Genomic DNA, 19,897 nt, shown 5'->3' with positions numbered 1-19,897 from the left:
ATCATGCATTTGACCGTACTTCCGCCGCCTGCCGCTTAGCGCGGGCGGCCCTTCTCTGACGAAGACCGGGCTCGGGGTGTTCCCGAGCGGTTCGTCGCTGCCCGCGTGACGGAGCCGAGCGATCATCCATCCCGTTCTTCACACGGAGAAGTCACGTGTCGAATCATTCCTGCGCTCCTGCCGTCGGTGTGTCCGTCGGGCGGAGCCTCATCTGTCTGATCTTCGCCGGAGTCGCGTGGGGGACCGCGGGCGCGGCTGCCTCGCTGGTCTTCGAGGCGAGCGATCTCGGCCCTCTCGCGCTGTCCTTCTGGCGCTGCGCCGGGGGACTTGTGCTGCTGCTGGGTGCGCTGGCGGTGCGGGCGCGGCGTAAGGGGGCCGCCGGTGGGGCTGTGTCCCTCGGGGCCTTGTCCGCCGAGCCGCGGCGCCGTCGGCTGCTGCGGATTCTCGCTACGGGCGTCGGGCTCACCCTCTTCCAGAGCGCGTACTTCGCTGCCGTCCAGGCGACCGGGCTTGCGGTGGGCACGGTCGTCACGCTGGGCGCGGGGCCGGTCCTCATTGCGGTCGGCGCGCGGCTGACCATGGGCGAGCGGCTCGGGCGTGGCGGCATGGTCGCCGTCACCGGGGCGCTGGCCGGTCTCTTCGTCCTCGTACTGGGCGGCGAGGGCGGGACGGTACGGCCGCTCGGCGTCGCGTTCGCCCTGCTCTCGGCGGCCGGGTACGCGGCGATCACGCTGCTGACGCGGTGGCTGGGGCGGGACGGCGGTGGCGATTCGCTCGCCACGACGGCGTGGGCGTTCGCAATCGGCGCGGTGGGACTGCTGCCGATGGCCATCGGCGAAGGGCTGCTGCCGCACACGGCGGAACTGGGGCGTGTGGTCTGGCTGCTGGCGTATGTGGCGGCGGTGCCGACGGCGTTGGCGTACGCGCTGTACTTCGCGGGAGCGGCGGTGGTGCGGGCCGCGACGGTCTCGGTGATCATGCTTCTCGAGCCGGTGAGCGCGGCGGTGATCGCGGTGACGGCGCTGGGAGAGCGGGTGACCGGGGCGACGGTCGGGGGGACCTTGCTGTTGCTGGGGGCGGTCGGGGGACTGGCCTCGGCGGAGACGCGCAGGTAGTGGGGTGTGCGGGGCAAGGTCGCCTGTGGCGGGCTTGTCCCGCACCCGCTGCCCTCCCTGCTCCGCCGGCTGGTCGCCTCAGCCGGCCCGCAGGTAGTCCGGGACCGCAATCGACGCGTCCAGGTCAAGCGCAGGGATCGGGGTTCCCTGCTGGGTCGTCAGCGGGACCACTCCCGTCCAGAACGGGAGCGTCGCGTCCTCGGGGTCGTCGTTCGGCCCGCCCGTGCGGAGCTTGGCCGAGACCTCCGTGAGGTTCAGGCGCAGGACCGCCGTCGCCGCGAGCTCCTTTGCGTTGGCGGGGCGGGAGTCGCGGGAGCGGCCCGGGACCACGTGGTCCACCAGGGCGTCGAGAGCCGTGCGCTTTTCGGCCGGGTCGGTGACCTGGTGAGCCGTGCCGTGGACCACGACCGAGCGGTAGTTGAGTGAGTGGTGGAAGGCCGAGCGCGCCAGGACCAGGCCGTCGACGTGGGTGACCGTCAGGCAGACCGCGAGGCCCGGGTCCGGTTCGGCCGCCATGCGCAGGGGGCGGGAGCCCGTCGAGCCGTGGACGTACAGGTTGTCGTCGACGCGGGCGAACAGCGTCGGCAGGACGACCGGCGCGCCGTCGCGGACGAAGCCGAGGTGGCAGACGTACGCCTCGTCCAGTATGGAGTGGACCAGCTCGCGGTCGTACGCGGCGCGTTCCTTCGCACGCGTGGGGACGGTGCGTTCGGTCGGCTCGTAAGCGTCCGGCATTGCGTACTCCATTGCACTAGTGCATAATCTTGTTTGTGCTAGGAGAGTATCGGATCGTGGGGCGTCGCGCATCGGAGATTGCCGCCAGCGTCGAGCGCGCGGTCGGCGCCGGTGAGCTGGAACCGGGTCAACTGCTGCCCCCCATGCGGGAGTTGGCGACAGATCTGGGGGTCAATCCGAACACCGTCGCGTCCGCGTACCGGACCCTGCGCGAGCGTGGAGTGATCGAGACCGCCGGACGCAAGGGCAGCCGGGTGCGTCCGCGGCCGGCCAGTACCGCGCGCGGGACCATCCGGGTCGACGCCCCGCCCGGCGTACGGGACCTGGGTGAGGGGAATCCCGACCCCAGGCTGCTGCCGCCGCTGTACGACGCGCTCGCCGCCGCGGCGCGGCGCAATGCGCAGGAACCCGGTCTGTACGGACAGGTTCCCGTCGACGCGGACTTCGCCCGGCTCGCCCGCGCCGGAATGGACGCCGACGGCGTGCCCGACGGGCCGGTCGCCGTCACCTCCGGATCGCTGGACGCGATCGAGCGCGTGCTCGCCGCGCACCTCAAACCCGGTGACATGGTCGCCGTCGAGGACCCCGGCTGGGGCAGCCTGCTGGACCTGGTGCCGGCGCTGGGGCTGAAGCCCGTTCCCGTGGCGCTCGACGACGACGGGCCGCTGGCGAGCGAGGTGGAAAGGGCGCTCGCGGCCGGCGCCCGCGCGCTCATCGTCACCGACCGGGCGCAGAACCCCACCGGCGCCGCCGTGAGCCAGGCACGCGCGCGTGAACTGCGGGCCGTGCTCGCCAGATTCCCCCGGACCTTGCTCATCGAGGACGACCACGGACACGCCATCGTCGATCTGCCGCTGCACCCCCTCGCCGGGGTCACGGACAGCTGGGCGCTCGTACGCTCCACCGCCAAGGCGTACGGCCCCGATCTGCGTGTCGCCGTACTGACCGGTGACGCCGTCACCGTCGACCGCGTCCTGGGACGGCAGCGGCTCGGTCCCGGCTGGGTCAGCAGGCTGCTGCAGCGCGCGGTCGTCCAGCTGTGGACCTCGGGCGCGGTGGATCCGCCGGCGGTCGCGCGCTCGTACGGAGAACGGCGCGACGCGCTCGTACGGGCACTGGCCGAGCGCGGCATCGAGGCGCACGGCCGCAGCGGCATGAACGTCTGGGTGCCCGTCCCCGACGAGACCGGCGCCGTGGCGCGGCTGCTGCACGCAGGGTTTGCCGTCGCGCCCGGGGCACGGTTCCGGATGTCCGCGCCCCCGGGCGTCCGGCTCACCGTCTCGGACCTGTCGATGGACGACATCGGGCCGGTCGCCGACGCGGTGGCGGCCGCGGCCGGCCCGGGGCCCGCGCGCAGCTACGGCTGAGCGGCAGCGGCAGCGACGGCCGGCGCCTTCGGCCTGCTCTGGGTCAGGGCCGCGCCCGCCAGGACGATCAGCGCGCCCACCGGGGTGTTCCAGCCCAGCTGCTCGCCCAGGACCGCGACACCCGCCGCCGTGGCGATGACCGGGATGAAGTACGTGACCATCTGCGCGGTCGTCGGGCCGACCTCGGCGACCAGGCCGTACTGCATGAGGAGCGCGAAGCCCGTACCCAGCGTGCCGAGCGCGAGTACCGCCAGCAGCGGAAGCAGCGGGAACGACGTCGGCAGGGTGGTGAACAGCGGTGTGACCACGGCAAGTTGGACCGTGGCGAGCAGCAGCTGCGCCCCCGTCAGTGAGAGATGCGAGTGGCTGCTGCCGGCCAGGGTGCGACGGACATAGATCCAGCCGACCGGATAGCTCAGCGAGGCGAGCAGCGCCATCGCCGTGCCGCCGAAGTCGAGTCCGGAGAAGCCCTGCCAGGCGCCGAGCACGGTCAGCACGCCGAGAAAGCCGATGCCGAGTCCGGCGACCCGGCGGCGGGTGGGCCGGTCCTCGGAGAGCGCGACCAGGGACAGGACCATGCCCCACAGCGGCGAGGTGGCGTTGCAGATGCCGGCGAGCGTGGACGGGATCGTCAGCTCGGAGTAGGCGAACAGCGAGAACGGCAGCGCGTTGAGCAGAAACGCGGCCACGGCGAGATGCATCCAGGTGCGGATCCCGCGCGGCAGCCGGTCGCGCCGCACCACCATCGCGACGGCGAGCACCGCTGTCCCGAAGAAGAGCCGCCCGAAGGTGACCTGAAAGGGGGCGAAGCCACCGGTGCCGACCTTGATGAGCAGAAAGCTGAAGCCCCACACCGTGGAGAGCAGCGCGAAACGGATGCGCCAGTCGAGGCGACGGCGTACGGAGTCGGCGGGCGGGGCGGTGGGGGAGGTGGCGGCCGAGGAGGAGGCCCGGGACGGGGCGACGGTGCTCATGCCGTCTACCCTGGCCGCTCCAATCTCGTAGGACAAGCGAGAATTATTTGCTCCGTTCGCTTAGTATCGCTTACATGTTGAATCTGGAGCGCCTGCGGACACTGGACGCGCTGGCCCGCCACGGCTCGGTCAGCGGGGCGGCCGACGGGCTGCATGTGACGACCTCGGCCGTCTCCCAGCAGATGGCGAAGCTGGAGCGGGAGGTGGGCCAGCAGCTGCTGGCGAAGAACGGACGCGGGGTCCGGCTCACCGACGCCGGTCAGCTGCTCGCCGACCATGCCGCGCGCATCCTGTCCCAGGTCGAGCTCGCCCAGTCGGACATCGAGGCACAGCGTGGGCAGGTCGTCGGCGAGGTCAGGATCGGAGCCTTCCCGACGGCCGCCCGCGGACTGCTGCCCGCGGCACTGACGTCCTTGCGCGACGACCACCCCGAACTGCGCGTCCGCTCACGCGAGTTGGAACCAGAGCAGGCGATCAGGGAAGTGATCAGGGGCGGCCTCGACCTTGCCGTCGTACTCGACTGGAGCAACAAGAAGCTGCCCGTGCCCGGCGGGCTCGCGCAGGCCCATCTGCTCGACGACATCCCCGATGTAGCCATGCCGGCGGATCATCCGCTGGCGGGCCGGGCGGAGGTGGATCTGGAGGAGTTCGCCGACGACGACTGGGTGTCCTGGCCGGAAGGCGAATTCTGTTACGAGTGGCTCATGTTCACGCTGCGCTCGAAGGGCTTCGAGCCCCGGATCGCGCACATGGCGGAGGAGCACCACACACAGCTGGCGCTCATCGAGGCGGGGCTCGGCGTGTGCGTCACACCCAGGCTGGGACGGGGGTGGGTGCCCGACGGGGTGCGGCTCGTACCCGTACGACAGCTGATGCGCAGGCACATCTACGCGGTGTGGCGGACGGACGCCGACCGCCGCCCGTCGATCAGGGCATCGGTAGCGGCGCTGCGCCGGGCGGCGGGGAGGGAGGGGGCGTCTCCGCCGCACGGTCGGACCGCCTGAACCCACATGGCTGTCACAGGACGGGCAGGGAACGCGGCCGGACATTCGGACGTCCGTGGAGGCGGCACGTCACAGGGACGCCAGTTTTCTGAAGTCCCACGACGCAATCGCGTCCGGCGTCAGCCGTAGCCACGCATGTCTGCCGTCGTGGGGCATCTCGTCCAGGCCGAAGTTCTTCCGTGCGAACAGGGCCTCCGGCACGTCCAGTTCCGGGCACGGCTCCCCCGTGCGTGGTGACTCGCCCACGAACACCGCCGCGCCGGAGAGCTCGACGCCGCGCAGGTCGCCGTACTCCTCCCCGGCGTCGATCACCACCGCCAGCCGTGGATCCTGCCGCAGCTGAGCCCAGCGGCGGCTGCGCGTGATCGAGTACAGCCACAGTGACGTCCCGTCCCACGCGAACCACAGCGCGCTGACATGCGGGCGGCCGTCCGGGGAGACGGTGGCCACGCGGCAGGTTCGCTGCCGGGTCAGGAATTCGTCCAGCTCGGCGGGCGTCATCATGATGCGACGGCCCCGGCGCTGTGTGACGGCCATACGCGGCCCCCTCAGTGAAGCTGACTGTGTGTCAGGAATCATGGGGGCTCTTCCGTCATCGCGCAATGGCGGTTACCGTCACGCGCCCGGCGCTTCGCCCGTGCTTCCTGAAGAGAGGGGACGTCGTGCCGTCCTTCGAACAGCTCGCGGCGCAGCTCGACCCGGCCACCACGGTGCTGCTCACCGTCGAGTGCCAGCAAGGCGTTGTCGGCAAGGACAGCGCACTGCCCGAACTCGCCGCGCAGGCACGGTCATCCGGCGCGCTCCACAAGGTCGCCCGGCTGGTCGCGGCCGCTCACGAGGCGGATGTGCAGGTCATGCACGCGGTGGCCGAGCGGCGTCCCGACGGACGCGGCGCCAACCTCAATGCCCGCCTCTTCACGGCGGCCGCCCGGCTGCCCGTCCAGCAGCTCTCCGGCACGACGGCCGTACGGATCGCGCCACCGATCGAGGTCGCGGACGAGGACATCGTCGTACGGCGGCTGCACGGTCTGTCGCCCATCGCCGGCACGGACGTCGACGCGGTGCTGCGCAACCTGGGCTGCCGCACTCTCGTCATCACCGGGGTCTCGGCGAACGTCGCCATACCCAACGCCGTCTTCGACGCCGTCAACCTCGGCTATACGGCGGTGGTTCCGCATGACGCCATCGCGGGGGTGCCCGCCGACTACACCCCCGCGATGGTCCGCAACACGCTCGCCCTGGTGGCCACGATCGCCACCACCGACGATGTGCTGGCCGCCTGGAAACGGCCCCGCCGTACTACGCGAGCCTGATCGAGCCGCCGTCGACAGTGATCGAGGCGGGCGGCAGCGGAGATGTCGCGGGCCCCTTCTTGACGCTGCCGTCCTCCACGCTGAACTGGCTGTTGTGACACGGGCAGTTGATGACGCCGTCCGAGATGCCCTTGACCGCGCAGCCCTGGTGGGTGCACTTGGACGAGAACGCCTTGAACTCGCCCGCCCTCGGCTGTGTGACCACCACATCGCCGACGACCTTGCCGCCGCCCTCGGGGATGTCCGCGGTCTTGGCGAGCTCCTTGCCCGCGGCGCCGCTGTCCGTTCCACCGTCCGTTCCGCCGGCCGACTTGTCGGCCGGTTTGTCGGCCACCGACTGCCCGCCGTCGTCCGAGCTGCCGCATGCGGTCAGGGCCACGGCAGCCACACTGGCTCCGCCCACCGCGGCGACGACGGTGCGGCGCGTGACGGTCCGCGACGGTCCCTGCGATCCGGTCATGCTGGCTCCCTTGCTCTCACGGTCCCTGGCCGGCCCTCCAGCGGCCGGTTCCTGGTGTTGTACGCGATGGCGGAGCGAAGAGTTCACGTCCTCAGGGAATTCTTAAGAAAGCGGACCTCGTGGAGCAGGAGATTGCTGGCCTGGTCCGGCTGGGTGACCAGATGCGTGGCCCCGGAGAGCGGCAGCACACTGTGCGGACGGCCCGCGGCCAGCAGCGCGGCGGAGAAACGCAGCATATGGGCGAGGACCACATTGTCGTCGGCCACGCCGTGCACCAGCAGCAGCGGACGGGAGAGCTTGTGTGCGTGCGGGACGAGCGAACTGCGTTCGTAGTTCTCCGGCAGGACGTCCGGGTGGCCGAGGAATCGCTCCTCCCAGTGGGTGTCGTACAGCCGCCGGTCGGTGGGCGCGGCGCCCGCGATCGCCGCGTGGAAGACCTCCGGGTGGTGCAGCACCGCGCCCGCAGCGAGATAGCCCCCGTACGACCAGCCGCGGATCGCCACCGCGTCCAGATCGAGCTCCGGACGGCGCTCGGCCGCCGCGTGCAGCGCGTCGATCTGGTCCTGGAGTACTGGCGTCAGCCGGTCGCCATGGATCGCCTTCGCCCAGGCCCGGCCCCGCCCGGGGGTGCCGCGGCCGTCCGTCACGAGTACGGCGAACCCCTGCTCGGCGAACCACTGCGAGACGGCCGACCACCAGCCGCGCGCCCGCACCACGAGTTGGGTGGCGGGGCCCGAATACGGGCTGAGGAGCACCGGCAGCCTGCCGGAGCCGGGCTCGTACCACGACGGGAGGAAGAGCTGGCCGCGCAGCTCACGCTTGCCCAGGGAGAGGAAGCGAGGCCGGGGAGTGACCAGCGGCTCCTCGGCGAGCACGGCGATCTGCCCGGCCGGCTTGCCGTCGTGCAGCACGGTCACCGTCCGGCCGTCGTCCGTCGAGCTGTCCAAGACCATGGTGTCGCCGCCCACGGAGGCGGTGTGGACACCGGGACCTTCACTGATGCGGACGAAGCCGGTGGCGGGGTGGTGGGACCAGACATGGATCTCGGTCGGCTCCTCGCTCGCCGTGAAGAAGACCCTTTCGCCCATGGCTGCGAGCACCTCGTGCACTTCGAGTCCGGCCGGGGTGAAGCGGTTTCCGATGCGCAGACCCTGCGTGTCCTTGCGGCACCAGGGGATGACGGGCGCGCCCGACGGGAGTCGCAGCGGGGTGCCCGGCACCAGGGCCACCCACGCCCGGTCGCGGGCGTGCCGCAGCAACTGTGTCGCTCCGGTCGTGGGGTCCACGGCCAGGACGTACTCGGAGCGCTGGTCGCGGGTCTGCACCGAGATCAGCGGGCCGTGGCTGTCCCAGGACGCCGCCGTGACGTACTCGAAGGCGGGATCGGTCCACTCGGCGACGTGGTGCTCGCTCGCCACCGCGGGGATCTCGACCGCCACACGGCTCCAGCCTCCGGACGGCGGGACGCCCGTCCCGCTTCGCTCGCCGTCGATCCGCACGAGGTGCATCGACACGTCCGCGTTCGCCGTCCCCGCCGCCGGATACGGCATGGACCTCGGTGGCTTCGCCGGATTCGCCGGGTCGGCGAGGTACCAGCGCTGCACCGGCGAGTTGTCCACCCGCGCGACCAGCAGCGCGTCCCCGTCCGGCGACCACCAGTGGCCGCGCGCCCGCCCGATCGACTCCGCGGACACATGGTCGGAGAGACCGTAGGTCACCTCGGGCCCCTCCGGCGCGGCCAGCAGCCGGTCGTTCGTGCCGTCGGTCCGTACGACACGGAGTGCGCCCCCGGTGACGTACGCGATCGAGGCCCCGTCCGGCGACGGACGGGGGTCGACGACCGGGCCCGCGGTCGCGATCCTGCGCGGGGCGCCGCCGTCCGTCCGCACGGTCCAGAGCTCGCCGCCCAGCGCGAAGGCCACCATCAGCGCCTGGCCGTCGGTCGCGTACGACACCACTCCCGAGGACGTCTGCCGGGCGCGCTCCCGGCGGATTTGCTCCGCCGCGGGCACGTCCTTCTCGCCGCCCAGCGACGCCGGATCGGCGAGCATCCGCTCCGTGCCCTGTTCGTACAGCCACAGCCGGCTCACCGCGTCCGTGCCGCTCGTGGTCCGTACGAACAGCACGCGCGCGCCGTCCGGCGAGACCGTCAAGTGCTGGGGGACACCGAGCGAGAAGCGCCTGGTGCGGGCTGACTGACGAGGAAATCCCTGGGCATCCATGGGGGATCCTTGTCATGCCCGGGCAAGTCCTGACAAGCCAAAATCCGAGCGATCACGAGACCTGCCCCGAAGTACTGTGGGGCAATGCTCTCCGAAGTCACAGCGACCCGCTATGTCACGCCCTTGCGTGAAGGCGGCTCGCTCCCGGGCATCGTCGAGGCCGACGATCTCGGTACGTACGTCATGAAGTTCACCGGTGCGGGACAGGGCCGCAAGACCCTGGTCGCCGAAGTCATCTGCGGAGAGCTCGCGCGGCGGCTCGGGCTGCGGGTGCCCGAGCTGGTCACCATCCAGCTCGACCCGGTCATCGGTCTCGCCGAGCCCGACCAGGAGGTGCAGGAGCTGCTGAAGGCGAGCGGCGGGCTGAACCTCGGGATGGACTTCCTGCCCGGTTCGATCGGCTTCGACCCGCTCGCCTACGAGGTGGACCCGGCCGAGGCCGGAAAGGTCGTCTGGTTCGACGCACTGATCAACAATGTCGACCGCTCCTGGCGCAACCCCAACATGCTGGTGTGGCACGGCGACCTGTGGCTCATCGACCACGGGGCCACCATGATCTGGCACCACAACTGGCCGGGGGCCGCGGCCTCCGCCGCCAAGCCGTACGACGCCTCGGACCACGCGCTGGCTCCCTTCGGGCCGGACATCGCGGCCGCAGCCGCCGAGCTCGCGCCGCTGGTCACCGAGGAGTTGCTGACCGAGGTCGCCGCCGACGTCCCCGACGAGTGGCTGGTCGACGAGCCGGGCTTCGCGAACACCGACGCCGTGCGCCGCGCCTATGTCGAGGCCCTGCTGCCGCGTGCGGCCGACATCCACACGCGCATCACGCTCGGCGCGCCCACCAAGGACAGGCGCTCGGGGGCCCCCGGCTGGCTGTCCGGAAAGGGCGGCGCCAAGTGAGCGAGCGCGATGTCTTCGAGTACGCGCTGCTGCGCGTGGTGCCGCGCGTCGAGCGCGGCGAGTGCTTCAACGCCGGCGTGGTGGTCTACTGCCGCGCCAAGTCCTTTGTCGCCGCCCGTACGCATCTGGACGAGACGAAGCTCAAGGCGCTGGACCCGCGCGCCGATGTGACAGGTGTACGGGCCGCGCTGCGGGCCGTCGAGGGTGTCTGCCGCGGCGGCGAGGACGCCGGGCAGGCGGCGCGCGACGACGCCGGCCGCCGCTTCCGGTGGCTGATCGCGCCGCGCTCGACAGTCGTACAGCCGGGTCCGGTGCACACCGGTCTCACGGCCGATCCGGCGGCCGAGGTGGAGCGGTTGCTCGCGCTGCTGGTGAAGTAAGTGACCGGGGGCACCCGGTGGGCCGTTGACACCGGGTGCCAGGGCTTCTAGCGTCTCGTCTGCTGAAGGTACTAAGCGGTCGCTCACCCCCGGACGTGGGACTTACGGGGTGAGCCGCATCCAAGGGCGAGGAGAACCAGCATGTCCACCACCGAGCAGCGTGTCGCTGTCGTGACCGGGGCGGCCCGCGGCATTGGCGCCGCCACCGCTCTGCGGCTGGCGGCCGAGGGCCGCGCCGTAGCCGTACTCGACCTCGACGAGGCGGCCTGCAAGGACACCGTCGAGAAGATCACCGCGGCCGGCGGCAAGGCCATCGCCGTCGGCTGCGACGTGTCCGACAGCGCCCAGGTGGAGGCCGCGGTCGCGCGCGTCGCCGCCGAGCTCGGCGCTCCGACGATCCTCGTCAACAACGCGGGCGTGCTGCGCGACAACCTGCTCTTCAAGATGAGCGAGTCCGACTGGGACACCGTGATGAACGTGCACCTCAAGGGCGCGTTCCTGATGGCCAAGGCCTGTCAGAAGCACATGGTGGACGCTGGATTCGGCCGTATCGTCTCGCTCTCCTCCAGCTCCGCCCTCGGCAACCGTGGCCAGGCCAACTACTCCGCCGTCAAGGCCGGTCTGCAGGGCTTCACCAAGACCCTCGCCAAGGAGCTCGGCAAGTTCGGCATCACCGCCAACGCCGTCGCCCCCGGCTTCATCGTCACCGAGATGACGGGTCAGACGGCCGCCCGTGTCGGCATGGGCTTCGAGGAGTTCCAGGCCGCGGCCGCCACCCAGATCCCGGTCCAGCGCGTCGGGTACCCCGAGGACATCGCCAACGCCATCGCCTTCTTCACGGGCGACGCGGCCGGCTTTGTCTCCGGCCAGGTCATGTACGTGGCCGGCGGACCGCTCAACTAGTCGGGAGACGACGGACATGACTGCAGAAGTACAGGACAGCGGGAAGGTCGCGCTGGTCACGGGCGCGAGCCGGGGCATCGGCTACGGCATCGCGGAGGCGCTCGTCGCTCGCGGCGACCGGGTGTGCATCACCGGCCGCGGTGAGGACGCCCTCAAGGAGGCCGTCGAGGTGCTCGGCGCGGACCGGGTGATCGGCGTCGCGGGCAAGGCCCACGACGAGGCCCACCAGGCGGCGGCCGTGGCGCGCACCATGGAGGCGTTCGGCCGGGTCGACTTCCTGATCAACAACGCCGGCACCAACCCGGTCTTCGGCCCGATGGCCGAGCTCGACCTGAACGTGGCGCGCAAGGTCTACGAGACCAATGTGATCTCGGCGCTCGGCTTCGCCCAGCAGACCTGGAAGGCCTGGCAGAAGGAGAACGGCGGCGCGATCGTGAACATCGCCTCCGTCGCCGGTATCGCCCCCTCGCCCTTCATCGGCGCCTACGGCATGAGCAAGGCGGCCATGGTCAATCTGACCCTGCAGCTGGCGCACGAGTTCGCGCCGGTCGTCCGGGTCAACGCGATCGCCCCCGCGGTGATCAAGACCAAATTCGCCCAGGCGCTGTACGAGGGCCGGGAGGCCGAGGCGGCCTCGGCCTATCCGCTGGGCAGGCTCGGCGTACCCGAGGACATCGGTGGAGCAGCCGCTTTTCTCACCTCCGACCAATCGGACTGGATCACGGGGCAGACGCTGGTCGTTGATGGGGGTATCTTCCTCAATGCCGGAGTGCATTGAGCACCCTGGGGCGTTTTGTTCCTAAATGTGTCAAGTGCCCTGCCGGGCCTCCATATTGCCCCGGCAGGGCGCTGCGGTATGGTCGGCCGACCCATGGCTGAACGAGGAGCGTGCACGTGTTCTACCGGACCAGTCTGCAGGCCGCTGCAGCCCTAGCGTCCATATCTCTGCTGGCCGGATGTGGCGTGTTCTCGGACGAGGACACCCAGGGTGAGCAGAAGATTTCGGTCGGTACGATGAGCGAACCCACGACTCTCGATCCGGCCGCTGCCTGGGACGGCTCGTGGGAATTGATGCGGAATGTTTTCCAGACGCTGCTGAGCTTCCCGTCCGGCAGCACCGCGCCGCAGCCCGACGCCGCGAAGTCCTGCCGGTTCACGGACGCCGGCAACAAGCTCTTCGAATGCGAACTGAAGCCGGGGCTGACCTTCTCCAACGGCGACAAGCTCGATGCCGCGGCGGTCAAGCACTCCATCGAGCGGATCCAGAAGATCGATGTGAAGGGTGGCCCCAACGGTCTGCTCGGCTCTCTCGACACGGTCCAGACGTCCGGCGACCGCATTGTGAAGTTCAGCCTCAAGGCGCCGGACGCCACGTTCCCGTTCATCCTGGCCACGCCCGCCATGTCCCTCGTCCCGCCGAAGGAGTACCCGTCGGACAAGCTCCGCGAGGACGGCAAGCTGACCGGTTCGGGCCCCTATGTCCTGGATTCGTACGACAAGGGCAAGCAGGCTGTGCTCGTTGAGAACTCCAAGTACCAGGGGTTCGCGAAGCGCAAGAACAAGGCCGTCACCATCCGTTACTTCGGGGATTCCGACACGATGGTCGACGCCCTGAAGAAGAAGCAGATCGACGCGATCTACCGTGGTCTGACCGCGCAGGAGGTCGTGAACTTCCAGTCGAAGAAGCCCGAGTACGACGGTCTCCAGCTCGTCGAGACGGTCGGCGCCGACATCCGCTACCTCGTCTTCAACACCAAGGACCCCATGGCGGGCAGGCTCGCCGTGCGGCGCGCGATCGCCCAGGTCATCGACCGCGGCGCGCTGGTGGGCAAGGTCTACCAGGGTACGGCCGAGCCGCTGTACTCCATGGTCCCCAAGGGCATTTCCGGCCACACCACCGAGTTCTTCGACCGGTACGGCGAGCCGAACGTGACCAAGGCGCGCAAGATCCTCAGGGGGGCGGGCATAAGCAAGCCGGTGGCGCTGACGTTCTGGTACTCCTCCGACCGTTACGGCTCCGCCTCCACGCCCGAGTTCGCCGAGATCAAGCGTCAGCTCGACGCCTCCGGGCTGTTCGAGATCACGGTGCAGGGCCGGCCCGAGAAGGACTTCCAGAAGGGCTACAAGGCCGGCGAGTACCCCGTCTTCGGCCGCGGCTGGTTCCCCGACTTCCCGGACCCGGACAACTTCGTGGCGCCGTTCGTCGGCCAGAAGAACGTGCTCAACATTCCGTACGACAGCCCCGAGATCACCGACACGCTGCTGCCCGCGTCCCGGCGCGAGAGCGACCGCGGAGCGGTCACCAAGCAGTTCGAGCGGGCGCAGGAGATCCTCGTCGACGATGTACGGCTGCTGCCACTGTGGCAGGGCAAGCTGTACGTCGCCTCCAGTGAGGAGATCGGCGGCGGCGAACTCGCCCTCGACCCGCAGACCGTCATGCAGATGTGGGAGCTCTACCGGAAGGCCAGCTGGTAGCCGGAAGGCCGGCCGGCAGTCCGATTGTCAGTGCCCGCCGGTAGGTTCTCTTCTCGAGAACTGGTCCCATTCCGGAGGTTGTTGACGTGACCGACACCGACATGCTGCCCGAGTCCTGGCGCGGCGTCCTCGGCGAAGAGCTGCAGAAGCCCTACTTCAAGGAGCTCACCGAGTTCGTCGAGGAGGAGCGGGCCAAGGGGCCGGTCTACCCGCCGCGCGAGGAGGTCTTCGCCGCGCTCGACGCCACGCCGTACGAGCAGGTGAAGGTCCTCATTCTCGGCCAGGACCCGTACCACGGAGAGGGGCAGGGGCACGGCCTCTGCTTCTCCGTGCGGCCAGGCGTCAAGACCCCGCCGTCCCTGCGGAACATCTACAAGGAGATGCAGGCCGAGCTCGGCCACCCGATCCCGGACAACGGCTATCTGATGCCGTGGGCGAAGCAGGGTGTGCTGCTGCTCAACGCGGTGCTGACGGTGCGGGCGGGCGAGGCCAACTCCCACAAGGGCAAGGGGTGGGAGAAGGTGACGGACGCGGTGATCAGCGCCGTGGCCTCGCGGCCCGACCCGGCGGTGTTCGTCCTGTGGGGCAACTACGCGCAGAAGAAGCTGCCCCTGATCGACGAGACGCGGCATGTGGTCGTGAAGGGCGCGCACCCCTCGCCGCTCTCGGCGAAGAAGTTCTTCGGCTCGCACCCCTTCACGCAGATCAACGAGGCGGTCGCGGCCCAGGGGCACGAGCCCATCGACTGGCGCATCCCCGACCTCGGCTGAGGACGCCGGCCGAGTCCCCGGTCGAGCGTTCGCGCACCCGGCTGACAGGCTCGGGCCGCTGCCCGAGCCTGTGCGGCATTGTCGGAGGCGGCGGATAGCGTCGTGTTCCGTGGCGTCGACATCAGCGGCTGACGCCGCGGACCGCTGTGCGCCGCTCGGACGTGGGAGACCGCAGTTATGGAGCAGCAGGAGGCGTCGGAGGACGCCGTGACGACCCGGATCGGGCAGGCGATCATGCTGCTGCACGGCGGTGACCGCGAGGAGGCCCGCAATCGCTTCGGCGCTCTCTGGTCGGAGATCGGCGAGGCGGGCGATCCGCTCCATCGCTGCACACTCGCGCACTACCTGGCGGACACCCAGGACGATCCCGGCGATGAGCTCGCCTGGGATCTGCGGGCGCTCGCCGCGGCGGACGGGCTGAGCCAGGAGCGGCTGGACCAGCACCGGGCGGCGCTCGCCGTGCGGGCCTTCTATCCCTCTCTCCATCTCAATCTCGCCGCCGACTATGTGAAGCTGCAGCGCCCCCAGGCCGCGAGGATCCACCTCGACCGGGCGCGCGCGGCGACGGATGCCCTGGGGGACGACGGATACGGAGACGGCATCCGTGCCGCGATCGACCGGCTGGAGTGGACCCTGCGGGGCGAGTGAACTCAACTCCGGTTCCTGGGGTAGACCTGCGGGCAGATCCGGGCCTCGGGGCTGTCGGGACGCCAGTGACCGTAGCTCTCGCCCAGCGCGCAGATGTCCGGCCCGACGACCGGCGCCGGTTGCGCGGGGGGCGTTGGTGGCTGGGGTGCCGGGGCGGGCCGCTCGGCGGCTCTCGGCTTCGCCGGCCGGGGCCCCGGCCGCTCGCGCGTCAGAGGCTCGGCGGCGGGCTGCGGCGGGGGAGCGGTGGTCCCGTCCACGGCGGGAGGTTCCAGAACCTCGTGTGCCGGGCCCTGCACGATCTGCGGCTCCACGACCTCGGCAGGGCGGCCGCTGGGAGGCGGCGCCGGGGGTGCGGGCCGTGCCTGCACGGTCACACACCCGGCCGCGGCTGCCCAGGCGGCCATCCCTACCAGGACCTTCGTAGTGGTTCTTGTTCGGTGCACCCGCGCAACTCTGGTGTGCGTGCGGCCCGTTGGCAGTCATACGGGTACACAATGGCCCGCACGGGTGACGACGTGACCGTCAGAGGCCCTTCGCTCCGTCGATCCGCTCGCGGACGAGGTCGGCATGGCCGTTGTGGCGTGCGTACTCCTCGATCATGTGGGTCAGGATCCAGCGCAGATTGAAGGTCTTCCCCGCGCGGTGCTTGCCCACCCCGATGTCGTCGAGTCCGTGGGCCGCGGCCAGTTCACGCGCCCGGGTGATCTCCGCCTGCCAGGCGGCATGCGCCTCGGCATAGGTGTCCTGCTCGCCGAAGTGCCAGTCCCCGTCCCTGTCCTCGTTGGAGTAGAGCCACTCGACGTCCTCCCCGGCGAGGATCTTGCGGAACCAGTGCCGCTCCACCTCCGCCATGTGCCGTACGAGGCCGAGCAGCGATATCTCGGAAGGCGGCGCGGACAACTCGCGAAGCTGCTCGTCGGTCAGCTCCGCGCACTTCAGCTCGAGGGTCTCGCGGTGGTACTCCAGCCAGCCCTCCAGCATCTCGCGCTCGCCCGCGGTGGTGGAGGGTTCGGTGCGTTCGGATGTGGTCATGGCGGCCATCCTGGAACACGGGGGCGGAGCGCCGCCAGGGCTTATTCGGCGAGCATTCCGCGCAGCAGCCTGCCGCCCCGGCGCACGTATGCTGACCAGGCACAGCACGGGCGAGTGACACGGCGCTAGGGAGGCTCCTGTGAAGGTCGGCTGCATCGGGCTCGGCGACATCGCGCAGAAGGCCTACCTGCCTGTCCTCACCACTGTGCCGGGGGTCGAGCTGCATTTGCAGACCCGCACACCGGCAACACTGGCCAGGATCGCCGCGATCCATCACATCCCGGTCGAGCGGTGCCACGCCGACCTCGACTCGCTGCTGGCCCAGAACCTGGACGCGGCCTTCGTCCACGCCCCCACCTCCGTGCACGCCGAGGTCGTCAGCCGACTCCTCGAGGCGGGTGTGGCGACGTATGTCGACAAGCCACTGGCGTACGAACTGGCCGACTCCGAGCGGCTGGTGCGACTCTCCGAGGAGCGCGGCACCAGCCTCGCCGTCGGCTTCAACCGCCGTTTCGCGCCCGGCTACGCCCAGTGCCTTGAGCACCCGCGCGAGCTGATCCTGATGCAGAAGAACCGCGTCGGCCTCGCCGAGGACCCGCGCACGCTCGTGCTCGACGATTTCATCCATGTCGTAGACACCCTGCGCTTTCTCGTCCCCGGACCGGTCGACCACACCGACGTACGGGCCCGGATCGTCGACGGCCTCATGCACCATGTCGTGCTGCAGCTGTCCGGCGACGGTTTCACCGCCATCGGGACGATGAACCGGATGAGCGGCTCCACCGAGGAGATCCTCGAGGTCTCGGGGCAGGACACCAAGCGCGAGGTCCGCAATCTCGCCGAGGTCCTGGACCACAAGGGGCAGCCGACCGTGCGGCGGCGCGGCGACTGGGTGCCGGTCGCCCGCCAGCGCGGCATCGAGCAGTGCGTGCTGACCTTCGTCGATGCCGTGCGCGCCGGGAAGTTCCTCAGCGCACAGGACGCGCTGAGGACTCACGAGCTGTGCGAACGGGTGGTGCTGCGAGCCCTGGAGCAGGCCGCCTGAACAAGCGCGCGCCCTCGGCCGCGCAGAGCGCCGCCAGCACGGCGAGCGCCCCGTACACGGGCCAGTCGCCGAACCTGACGTACAGCGTCGTGCCACGGGCCAGCGGCACCTCGTAGACGGCGGCGGTACTGCTGTCGGTGCCCAGCGCCCGGCCGACCCGGCTACCGTCCGGCCCGTACACCGCGCTGACGCCGGTGAGCGTCGCATGCACCATGGGCCGGCCGCTCTCGGCGGCCCGCAGCGCCGCCAGCGAGGCATGCTGCTCCGGCGCCCAACTCCCCTGGAACGACGAGGTCGCCGACTGGGCGATCAGCAGCTGCGCGCCGTCGCGGGTCAGCCGCCGGCTCATGTCGGGGAACGCCGACTCGAAGCAGACCAGGGGCCCGAGCCGCAGTCCGCCATCGCCTTCGCCGGGCAGCACCATCACCACCGGGCGGGTGCCGCGCAGCCGGTCCTCGCCCGCAGCCTTGCCCACCGAGGTCGCCCAGCCCAGCAGCGAACGGGCCGGTATGTACTCGCCGAAGGGGACCAGCCGCATCTTGTCGTAGCTGTCGCCGGTCGGACCCTGCGGGCCCACCAGGACAGAGCTCTTGAAGATCCCGGCCCGGCCCGAACCGTCCTCGCGCCGGGCGTCCACATTGACCAGCACCTCGGCGCCCACCGCGCGTGAGAGCACGGCGATACGGGCCGCGAGGTCGGGGCGCTCGCGCAGATCCGCGCCGACGCTGCTCTCGCCCCACACCACCAGATCGATATTCTTGCCGGCCAGTTCGCGGGTCAGCTGCTCGCCGCGGTCGAAGCGGCGCTCGGCGCTGTCCATGCCGTCGACGACGCCCGGCTGCACCACCGCGATACGCGCCCGGCCCGACTGCTCGGGCTGCGGAACCCAGATCCAGACCGCTGTGGTGGTCAGGGCACAGAGGACGCCGCCGCCCACCGCCGCCTTACGGGCATGCGGCATCGCCACCAGCACGGTGACCGCCGTGTTCACCGCCAGCACCAGCAGGCTCACCAGCCATACGCCACCTACCGACGCGACCCGCAGGGCGGGGGAGAAGTCCCACTGGCTCGCCCCCAGCAGACCCCAGGGGCCGCCCAGGCCCTCCCAGGACCGGACCAGCTCGATCATCAGCCAGCCGGACGGCACCACCGCGAGAGCCACGAAGACCCGCGGCGGTGACGGCAGCCCGGAAAGCTGGGCCCTGACCAGCCAGCCCCAGGGCGCCCACAGCAGCCCCAGCAGCGCGGCGAGTACCACGATGAACACATGCAGACTGGGGATCAGCCAGTGATGTACGGCGATCATGAAGCCGATGCCGCCCAGCCAGCCCTCGACCGCCGCCCGGCGGCCCGTCGGCGCGGACCGCACGAGCAGCATCCACGGCACCAGGGCGACATATGCGAACCACCACAGCGACGGCTCGGGAAAGGCGAGTGCGGGCAGCGCACCAGCCGCCACCGCGGCCACGCCCCGCCCCCGTGGAGAGGACCGCACCCACTGTGTGGGCTCCCACCGCTCGCGTCGCCCCCGCGTCTCCCACAGCTTCGGCCGGCCGGCCAGAATCCGCATGCAGCGCCTCCTCGTCCTGCCTCGAAGGGCCAGCGAGCAGTGTCCCCTCCAGTGTGCGTGAGGGGACCTCGCACCGACAGTGGGCCCCCGGGCTGTGCCCACGCCGGCGCACCCGTAGCTACGGCGACGGACCGTGCACCCGCAGCTACGCGCGCAGACCTTGCCGGGGGAACGTGCCGCGCGCGTCAGCTGCCGTCGAGCGCGCCCGAGGGCCGACGCCACTTCTCGTGAATCACCACCGTGCGCAGCCGCCAGCCTGCGTCCGTGCGCAGCAAACTGAAGGCGTATCGGCCGCCCGAGACGAAGTCGTCCCCCGACTCCAGCCGCATCGGGTTCAGATAGTCCGCCTGCACCTCGGCCCGGTCGCCGGGGTAGCCGCCCAGGTCCTGGATGTGCAGCCGCCGGTTGACGATCAGGTGCTGGCGTACCGGAAAGAGCCGCATCGTCTCCGCAAGCCAGTCGGCGACCTCGGCGGCCGGGCCCTCGATCCCGCCCGAGCTGCGGTAGTCCGCGCGACCCCCACTCGCGAACAGCGCCCGGTACGCACCCCAGTCGTCATCGTCCACCGCCACCGCGTAACTGGTGACCAACTCGTCGATGGCCAGCCGGTCCATCACCGTCGCGAGATCCACGCGCTGCGTCATCGGGTCAGTTTCGGGCAGTGAGCGCGTCAGGCCAAGAGCCGTGCACGCCAGTCACCCGCTACGGGTCAGCAAACGGTCGATCTCCGCCAGTTCGGTGTCCGTGAAGCCGGGCGCGTCGAGGTTCTGCTCCAGTCGGCGATCGCTGCTCGCCCCGACAAGCACGGCGGTGACGCGGGCGTCCCGCAGCAGCCGTCGGTCCGTCAAGTGACCGCCTCCGACGGCGAGGTCAGGAGGTCAGGAGGCACCCTGTGTGAAGCGACCGAGCAGTGCGTCCAGACCTGCGGCCAGTCCCTGTGGCCCGCCGTGTTCGGCGAGAGCGGGGGCGGCCTCCCGGAGTCTG

Annotated in this window: 22 protein-coding genes; 12 read left to right on the top strand and 10 right to left on the bottom strand. The window is 70.6% G+C overall.

Going from position 1 to position 19,897, the window contains the following annotated elements; all coding sequences use genetic code 11:
* Window positions 1-155: 155 nt before the first annotated feature.
* On the top strand, window positions 156-1,115 hold the full coding sequence (locus tag ACI2LP_RS32185) for a DMT family transporter (RefSeq protein WP_404728077.1): 960 nt from the start codon (window positions 156-158) through the stop codon (window positions 1,113-1,115).
* A gap of 78 nt (window positions 1,116-1,193) precedes the next feature.
* Here ACI2LP_RS32185 and ACI2LP_RS32180 read toward each other — a convergent pair whose 3' ends face one another.
* Window positions 1,194-1,862, bottom strand: a complete 669-nt coding sequence (locus tag ACI2LP_RS32180; protein WP_404728076.1) for a pyridoxamine 5'-phosphate oxidase family protein — start codon at window positions 1,860-1,862, stop codon at window positions 1,194-1,196.
* A 23-nt stretch (window positions 1,863-1,885) separates the two neighbouring features.
* Between ACI2LP_RS32180 and ACI2LP_RS32175 the strand changes: the two genes are divergently transcribed.
* Complete coding sequence (locus tag ACI2LP_RS32175; RefSeq protein ID WP_404728075.1) at window positions 1,886-3,217, top strand: aminotransferase class I/II-fold pyridoxal phosphate-dependent enzyme; 1,332 nt, start codon at window positions 1,886-1,888, stop codon at window positions 3,215-3,217.
* Here ACI2LP_RS32175 and ACI2LP_RS32170 read toward each other — a convergent pair.
* Entirely contained in the window at window positions 3,208-4,191 is a 984-nt protein-coding gene (locus ACI2LP_RS32170; RefSeq protein ID WP_404728074.1) for a DMT family transporter, read from the bottom strand. The two genes, ACI2LP_RS32175 and ACI2LP_RS32170, sit on opposite strands and share 10 nt — an antisense overlap.
* A 74-nt stretch (window positions 4,192-4,265) precedes the next feature.
* On the opposite strand from ACI2LP_RS32170, the gene ACI2LP_RS32165 reads away from it, so the two are divergent.
* Window positions 4,266-5,195 (top strand): LysR family transcriptional regulator, encoded by a 930-nt coding sequence (locus ACI2LP_RS32165; protein WP_404728073.1) that lies wholly within the window; start codon window positions 4,266-4,268, stop codon window positions 5,193-5,195.
* Window positions 5,196-5,264: 69 nt separating this feature from the next.
* Here the strand turns inward: ACI2LP_RS32165 and ACI2LP_RS32160 are convergent, their stop codons facing one another.
* Complete coding sequence (locus tag ACI2LP_RS32160; RefSeq protein ID WP_404728072.1) at window positions 5,265-5,732, bottom strand: pyridoxamine 5'-phosphate oxidase family protein; 468 nt, start codon at window positions 5,730-5,732, stop codon at window positions 5,265-5,267.
* A gap of 125 nt (window positions 5,733-5,857) precedes the next feature.
* Between ACI2LP_RS32160 and ACI2LP_RS32155 the strand changes: the two genes are divergently transcribed.
* The gene (locus ACI2LP_RS32155; RefSeq protein ID WP_404728071.1) at window positions 5,858-6,508 is read left to right on the top strand and encodes an isochorismatase family protein; all 651 of its coding nucleotides are present in this window, start codon (window positions 5,858-5,860) and stop codon (window positions 6,506-6,508) included.
* Here ACI2LP_RS32155 and ACI2LP_RS32150 read toward each other — a convergent pair.
* Both ACI2LP_RS32150 and ACI2LP_RS32145 read right to left on the bottom strand, forming a co-directional pair.
* Window positions 6,495-6,968, bottom strand: a complete 474-nt coding sequence (locus ACI2LP_RS32150) for a Rieske (2Fe-2S) protein (RefSeq protein WP_404728070.1) — start codon at window positions 6,966-6,968, stop codon at window positions 6,495-6,497. The two genes, ACI2LP_RS32155 and ACI2LP_RS32150, sit on opposite strands and share 14 nt — an antisense overlap.
* 83 nt (window positions 6,969-7,051) lie before the next feature.
* Entirely contained in the window at window positions 7,052-9,190 is a 2,139-nt protein-coding gene (locus tag ACI2LP_RS32145; protein ID WP_404728069.1) for a prolyl oligopeptidase family serine peptidase, read from the bottom strand.
* 84 nt (window positions 9,191-9,274) lie between these two features.
* Between ACI2LP_RS32145 and ACI2LP_RS32140 the strand changes: the two genes are divergently transcribed.
* The 7 genes from ACI2LP_RS32140 (at window position 9,275) to ACI2LP_RS32110 (ending at window position 15,266) form a co-directional block, all read left to right on the top strand.
* Complete coding sequence (locus ACI2LP_RS32140) at window positions 9,275-10,090, top strand: HipA family kinase (protein ID WP_404728068.1); 816 nt, start codon at window positions 9,275-9,277, stop codon at window positions 10,088-10,090.
* Entirely contained in the window at window positions 10,087-10,470 is a 384-nt protein-coding gene (locus ACI2LP_RS32135; RefSeq protein ID WP_404728067.1) for a DUF3037 domain-containing protein, read from the top strand. Before ACI2LP_RS32140 ends, ACI2LP_RS32135 begins: the two co-directional genes overlap by 4 nt.
* Window positions 10,471-10,611: 141 nt before the next feature.
* A complete protein-coding gene (fabG, locus tag ACI2LP_RS32130; RefSeq protein ID WP_404728066.1) occupies window positions 10,612-11,373 on the top strand; it encodes a 3-oxoacyl-ACP reductase FabG in 762 nt (253 codons plus the stop codon).
* Window positions 11,374-11,389: 16 nt separating this feature from the next.
* On the top strand, window positions 11,390-12,151 hold the full coding sequence (locus ACI2LP_RS32125; RefSeq protein WP_404728065.1) for an SDR family oxidoreductase: 762 nt from the start codon (window positions 11,390-11,392) through the stop codon (window positions 12,149-12,151).
* 116 nt (window positions 12,152-12,267) lie between these two features.
* Window positions 12,268-13,848 (top strand): ABC transporter substrate-binding protein, encoded by a 1,581-nt coding sequence (locus ACI2LP_RS32120; RefSeq protein ID WP_404728064.1) that lies wholly within the window; start codon window positions 12,268-12,270, stop codon window positions 13,846-13,848.
* Window positions 13,849-13,934: 86 nt separating this feature from the next.
* Window positions 13,935-14,618 carry a uracil-DNA glycosylase gene (locus ACI2LP_RS32115; RefSeq protein WP_404728063.1) on the top strand — a complete coding sequence of 228 codons (684 nt, stop codon included), beginning with the start codon at window positions 13,935-13,937 and terminating at the stop codon, window positions 14,616-14,618.
* Window positions 14,619-14,795: 177 nt separating this feature from the next.
* Window positions 14,796-15,266 (top strand): hypothetical protein, encoded by a 471-nt coding sequence (locus ACI2LP_RS32110; RefSeq protein ID WP_404728062.1) that lies wholly within the window; start codon window positions 14,796-14,798, stop codon window positions 15,264-15,266.
* Between the two features lie 2 nt (window positions 15,267-15,268).
* Here ACI2LP_RS32110 and ACI2LP_RS32105 read toward each other — a convergent pair whose 3' ends face one another.
* Both ACI2LP_RS32105 and ACI2LP_RS32100 read right to left on the bottom strand, forming a co-directional pair.
* Window positions 15,269-15,670: a hypothetical protein gene (locus ACI2LP_RS32105; RefSeq protein WP_404728061.1), complete on the bottom strand. Its 402-nt coding sequence runs from the start codon at window positions 15,668-15,670 to the stop codon at window positions 15,269-15,271.
* Window positions 15,671-15,788: 118 nt separating this feature from the next.
* Window positions 15,789-16,307: a DinB family protein gene (locus ACI2LP_RS32100; RefSeq protein WP_404728060.1), complete on the bottom strand. Its 519-nt coding sequence runs from the start codon at window positions 16,305-16,307 to the stop codon at window positions 15,789-15,791.
* A gap of 130 nt (window positions 16,308-16,437) precedes the next feature.
* Between ACI2LP_RS32100 and ACI2LP_RS32095 the strand changes: the two genes are divergently transcribed.
* Entirely contained in the window at window positions 16,438-17,343 is a 906-nt protein-coding gene (locus tag ACI2LP_RS32095) for a Gfo/Idh/MocA family protein (protein ID WP_404728059.1), read from the top strand.
* On the opposite strand, the gene lnt is transcribed toward ACI2LP_RS32095, so the two are convergent.
* From lnt to ACI2LP_RS32080, 3 genes are all read right to left on the bottom strand, one after another.
* Entirely contained in the window at window positions 17,267-18,913 is a 1,647-nt protein-coding gene (gene lnt, locus ACI2LP_RS32090; protein ID WP_404728058.1) for an apolipoprotein N-acyltransferase, read from the bottom strand. The genes ACI2LP_RS32095 and lnt overlap by 77 nt on opposite strands.
* Before the next feature lie 185 nt (window positions 18,914-19,098).
* Window positions 19,099-19,557: a nuclear transport factor 2 family protein gene (locus ACI2LP_RS32085; RefSeq protein ID WP_404728057.1), complete on the bottom strand. Its 459-nt coding sequence runs from the start codon at window positions 19,555-19,557 to the stop codon at window positions 19,099-19,101.
* Between the two features lie 51 nt (window positions 19,558-19,608).
* Window positions 19,609-19,761, bottom strand: a complete 153-nt coding sequence (locus ACI2LP_RS32080) for a hypothetical protein (protein ID WP_404728056.1) — start codon at window positions 19,759-19,761, stop codon at window positions 19,609-19,611.
* Between the last annotated feature and the right edge of the window lie 136 nt (window positions 19,762-19,897).

Source organism: Streptomyces sp. NPDC019890 (genome assembly GCF_044903445.1).
Classification (GTDB): domain Bacteria; phylum Actinomycetota; class Actinomycetes; order Streptomycetales; family Streptomycetaceae; genus Streptomyces.
The sequence above is the reverse complement of the archived record's forward strand: the minus strand, read 5'-3'. Positions and strand labels throughout refer to the sequence as shown.

What these genes read in the sequence shown, in the direction of transcription:
- ACI2LP_RS32180 (WP_404728076.1), bottom strand. Translation starts at nt 1,862, where the DNA reads ATGGAGTACGCAATGCCGGACGCTTACGAGCCGACCGAACGCACCGTC.
- ACI2LP_RS32170 (WP_404728074.1), bottom strand. Translation starts at nt 4,191, where the DNA reads ATGAGCACCGTCGCCCCGTCCCGGGCCTCCTCCTCGGCCGCCACCTCC.
- ACI2LP_RS32165 (WP_404728073.1), top strand. Translation starts at nt 4,266, where the DNA reads ATGTTGAATCTGGAGCGCCTGCGGACACTGGACGCGCTGGCCCGCCAC.
- ACI2LP_RS32160 (WP_404728072.1), bottom strand. Translation starts at nt 5,732, where the DNA reads ATGGCCGTCACACAGCGCCGGGGCCGTCGCATCATGATGACGCCCGCC.
- ACI2LP_RS32150 (WP_404728070.1), bottom strand. Translation starts at nt 6,968, where the DNA reads ATGACCGGATCGCAGGGACCGTCGCGGACCGTCACGCGCCGCACCGTC.
- ACI2LP_RS32145 (WP_404728069.1), bottom strand. Translation starts at nt 9,190, where the DNA reads ATGGATGCCCAGGGATTTCCTCGTCAGTCAGCCCGCACCAGGCGCTTC.
- ACI2LP_RS32140 (WP_404728068.1), top strand. Translation starts at nt 9,275, where the DNA reads ATGCTCTCCGAAGTCACAGCGACCCGCTATGTCACGCCCTTGCGTGAA.
- fabG (WP_404728066.1), top strand. Translation starts at nt 10,612, where the DNA reads ATGTCCACCACCGAGCAGCGTGTCGCTGTCGTGACCGGGGCGGCCCGC.
- ACI2LP_RS32125 (WP_404728065.1), top strand. Translation starts at nt 11,390, where the DNA reads ATGACTGCAGAAGTACAGGACAGCGGGAAGGTCGCGCTGGTCACGGGC.
- ACI2LP_RS32110 (WP_404728062.1), top strand. Translation starts at nt 14,796, where the DNA reads ATGGAGCAGCAGGAGGCGTCGGAGGACGCCGTGACGACCCGGATCGGG.
- ACI2LP_RS32105 (WP_404728061.1), bottom strand. Translation starts at nt 15,670, where the DNA reads ATGGCCGCCTGGGCAGCCGCGGCCGGGTGTGTGACCGTGCAGGCACGG.
- ACI2LP_RS32100 (WP_404728060.1), bottom strand. Translation starts at nt 16,307, where the DNA reads ATGGCCGCCATGACCACATCCGAACGCACCGAACCCTCCACCACCGCG.
- lnt (WP_404728058.1), bottom strand. Translation starts at nt 18,913, where the DNA reads ATGCGGATTCTGGCCGGCCGGCCGAAGCTGTGGGAGACGCGGGGGCGA.
- ACI2LP_RS32085 (WP_404728057.1), bottom strand. Translation starts at nt 19,557, where the DNA reads ATGACGCAGCGCGTGGATCTCGCGACGGTGATGGACCGGCTGGCCATC.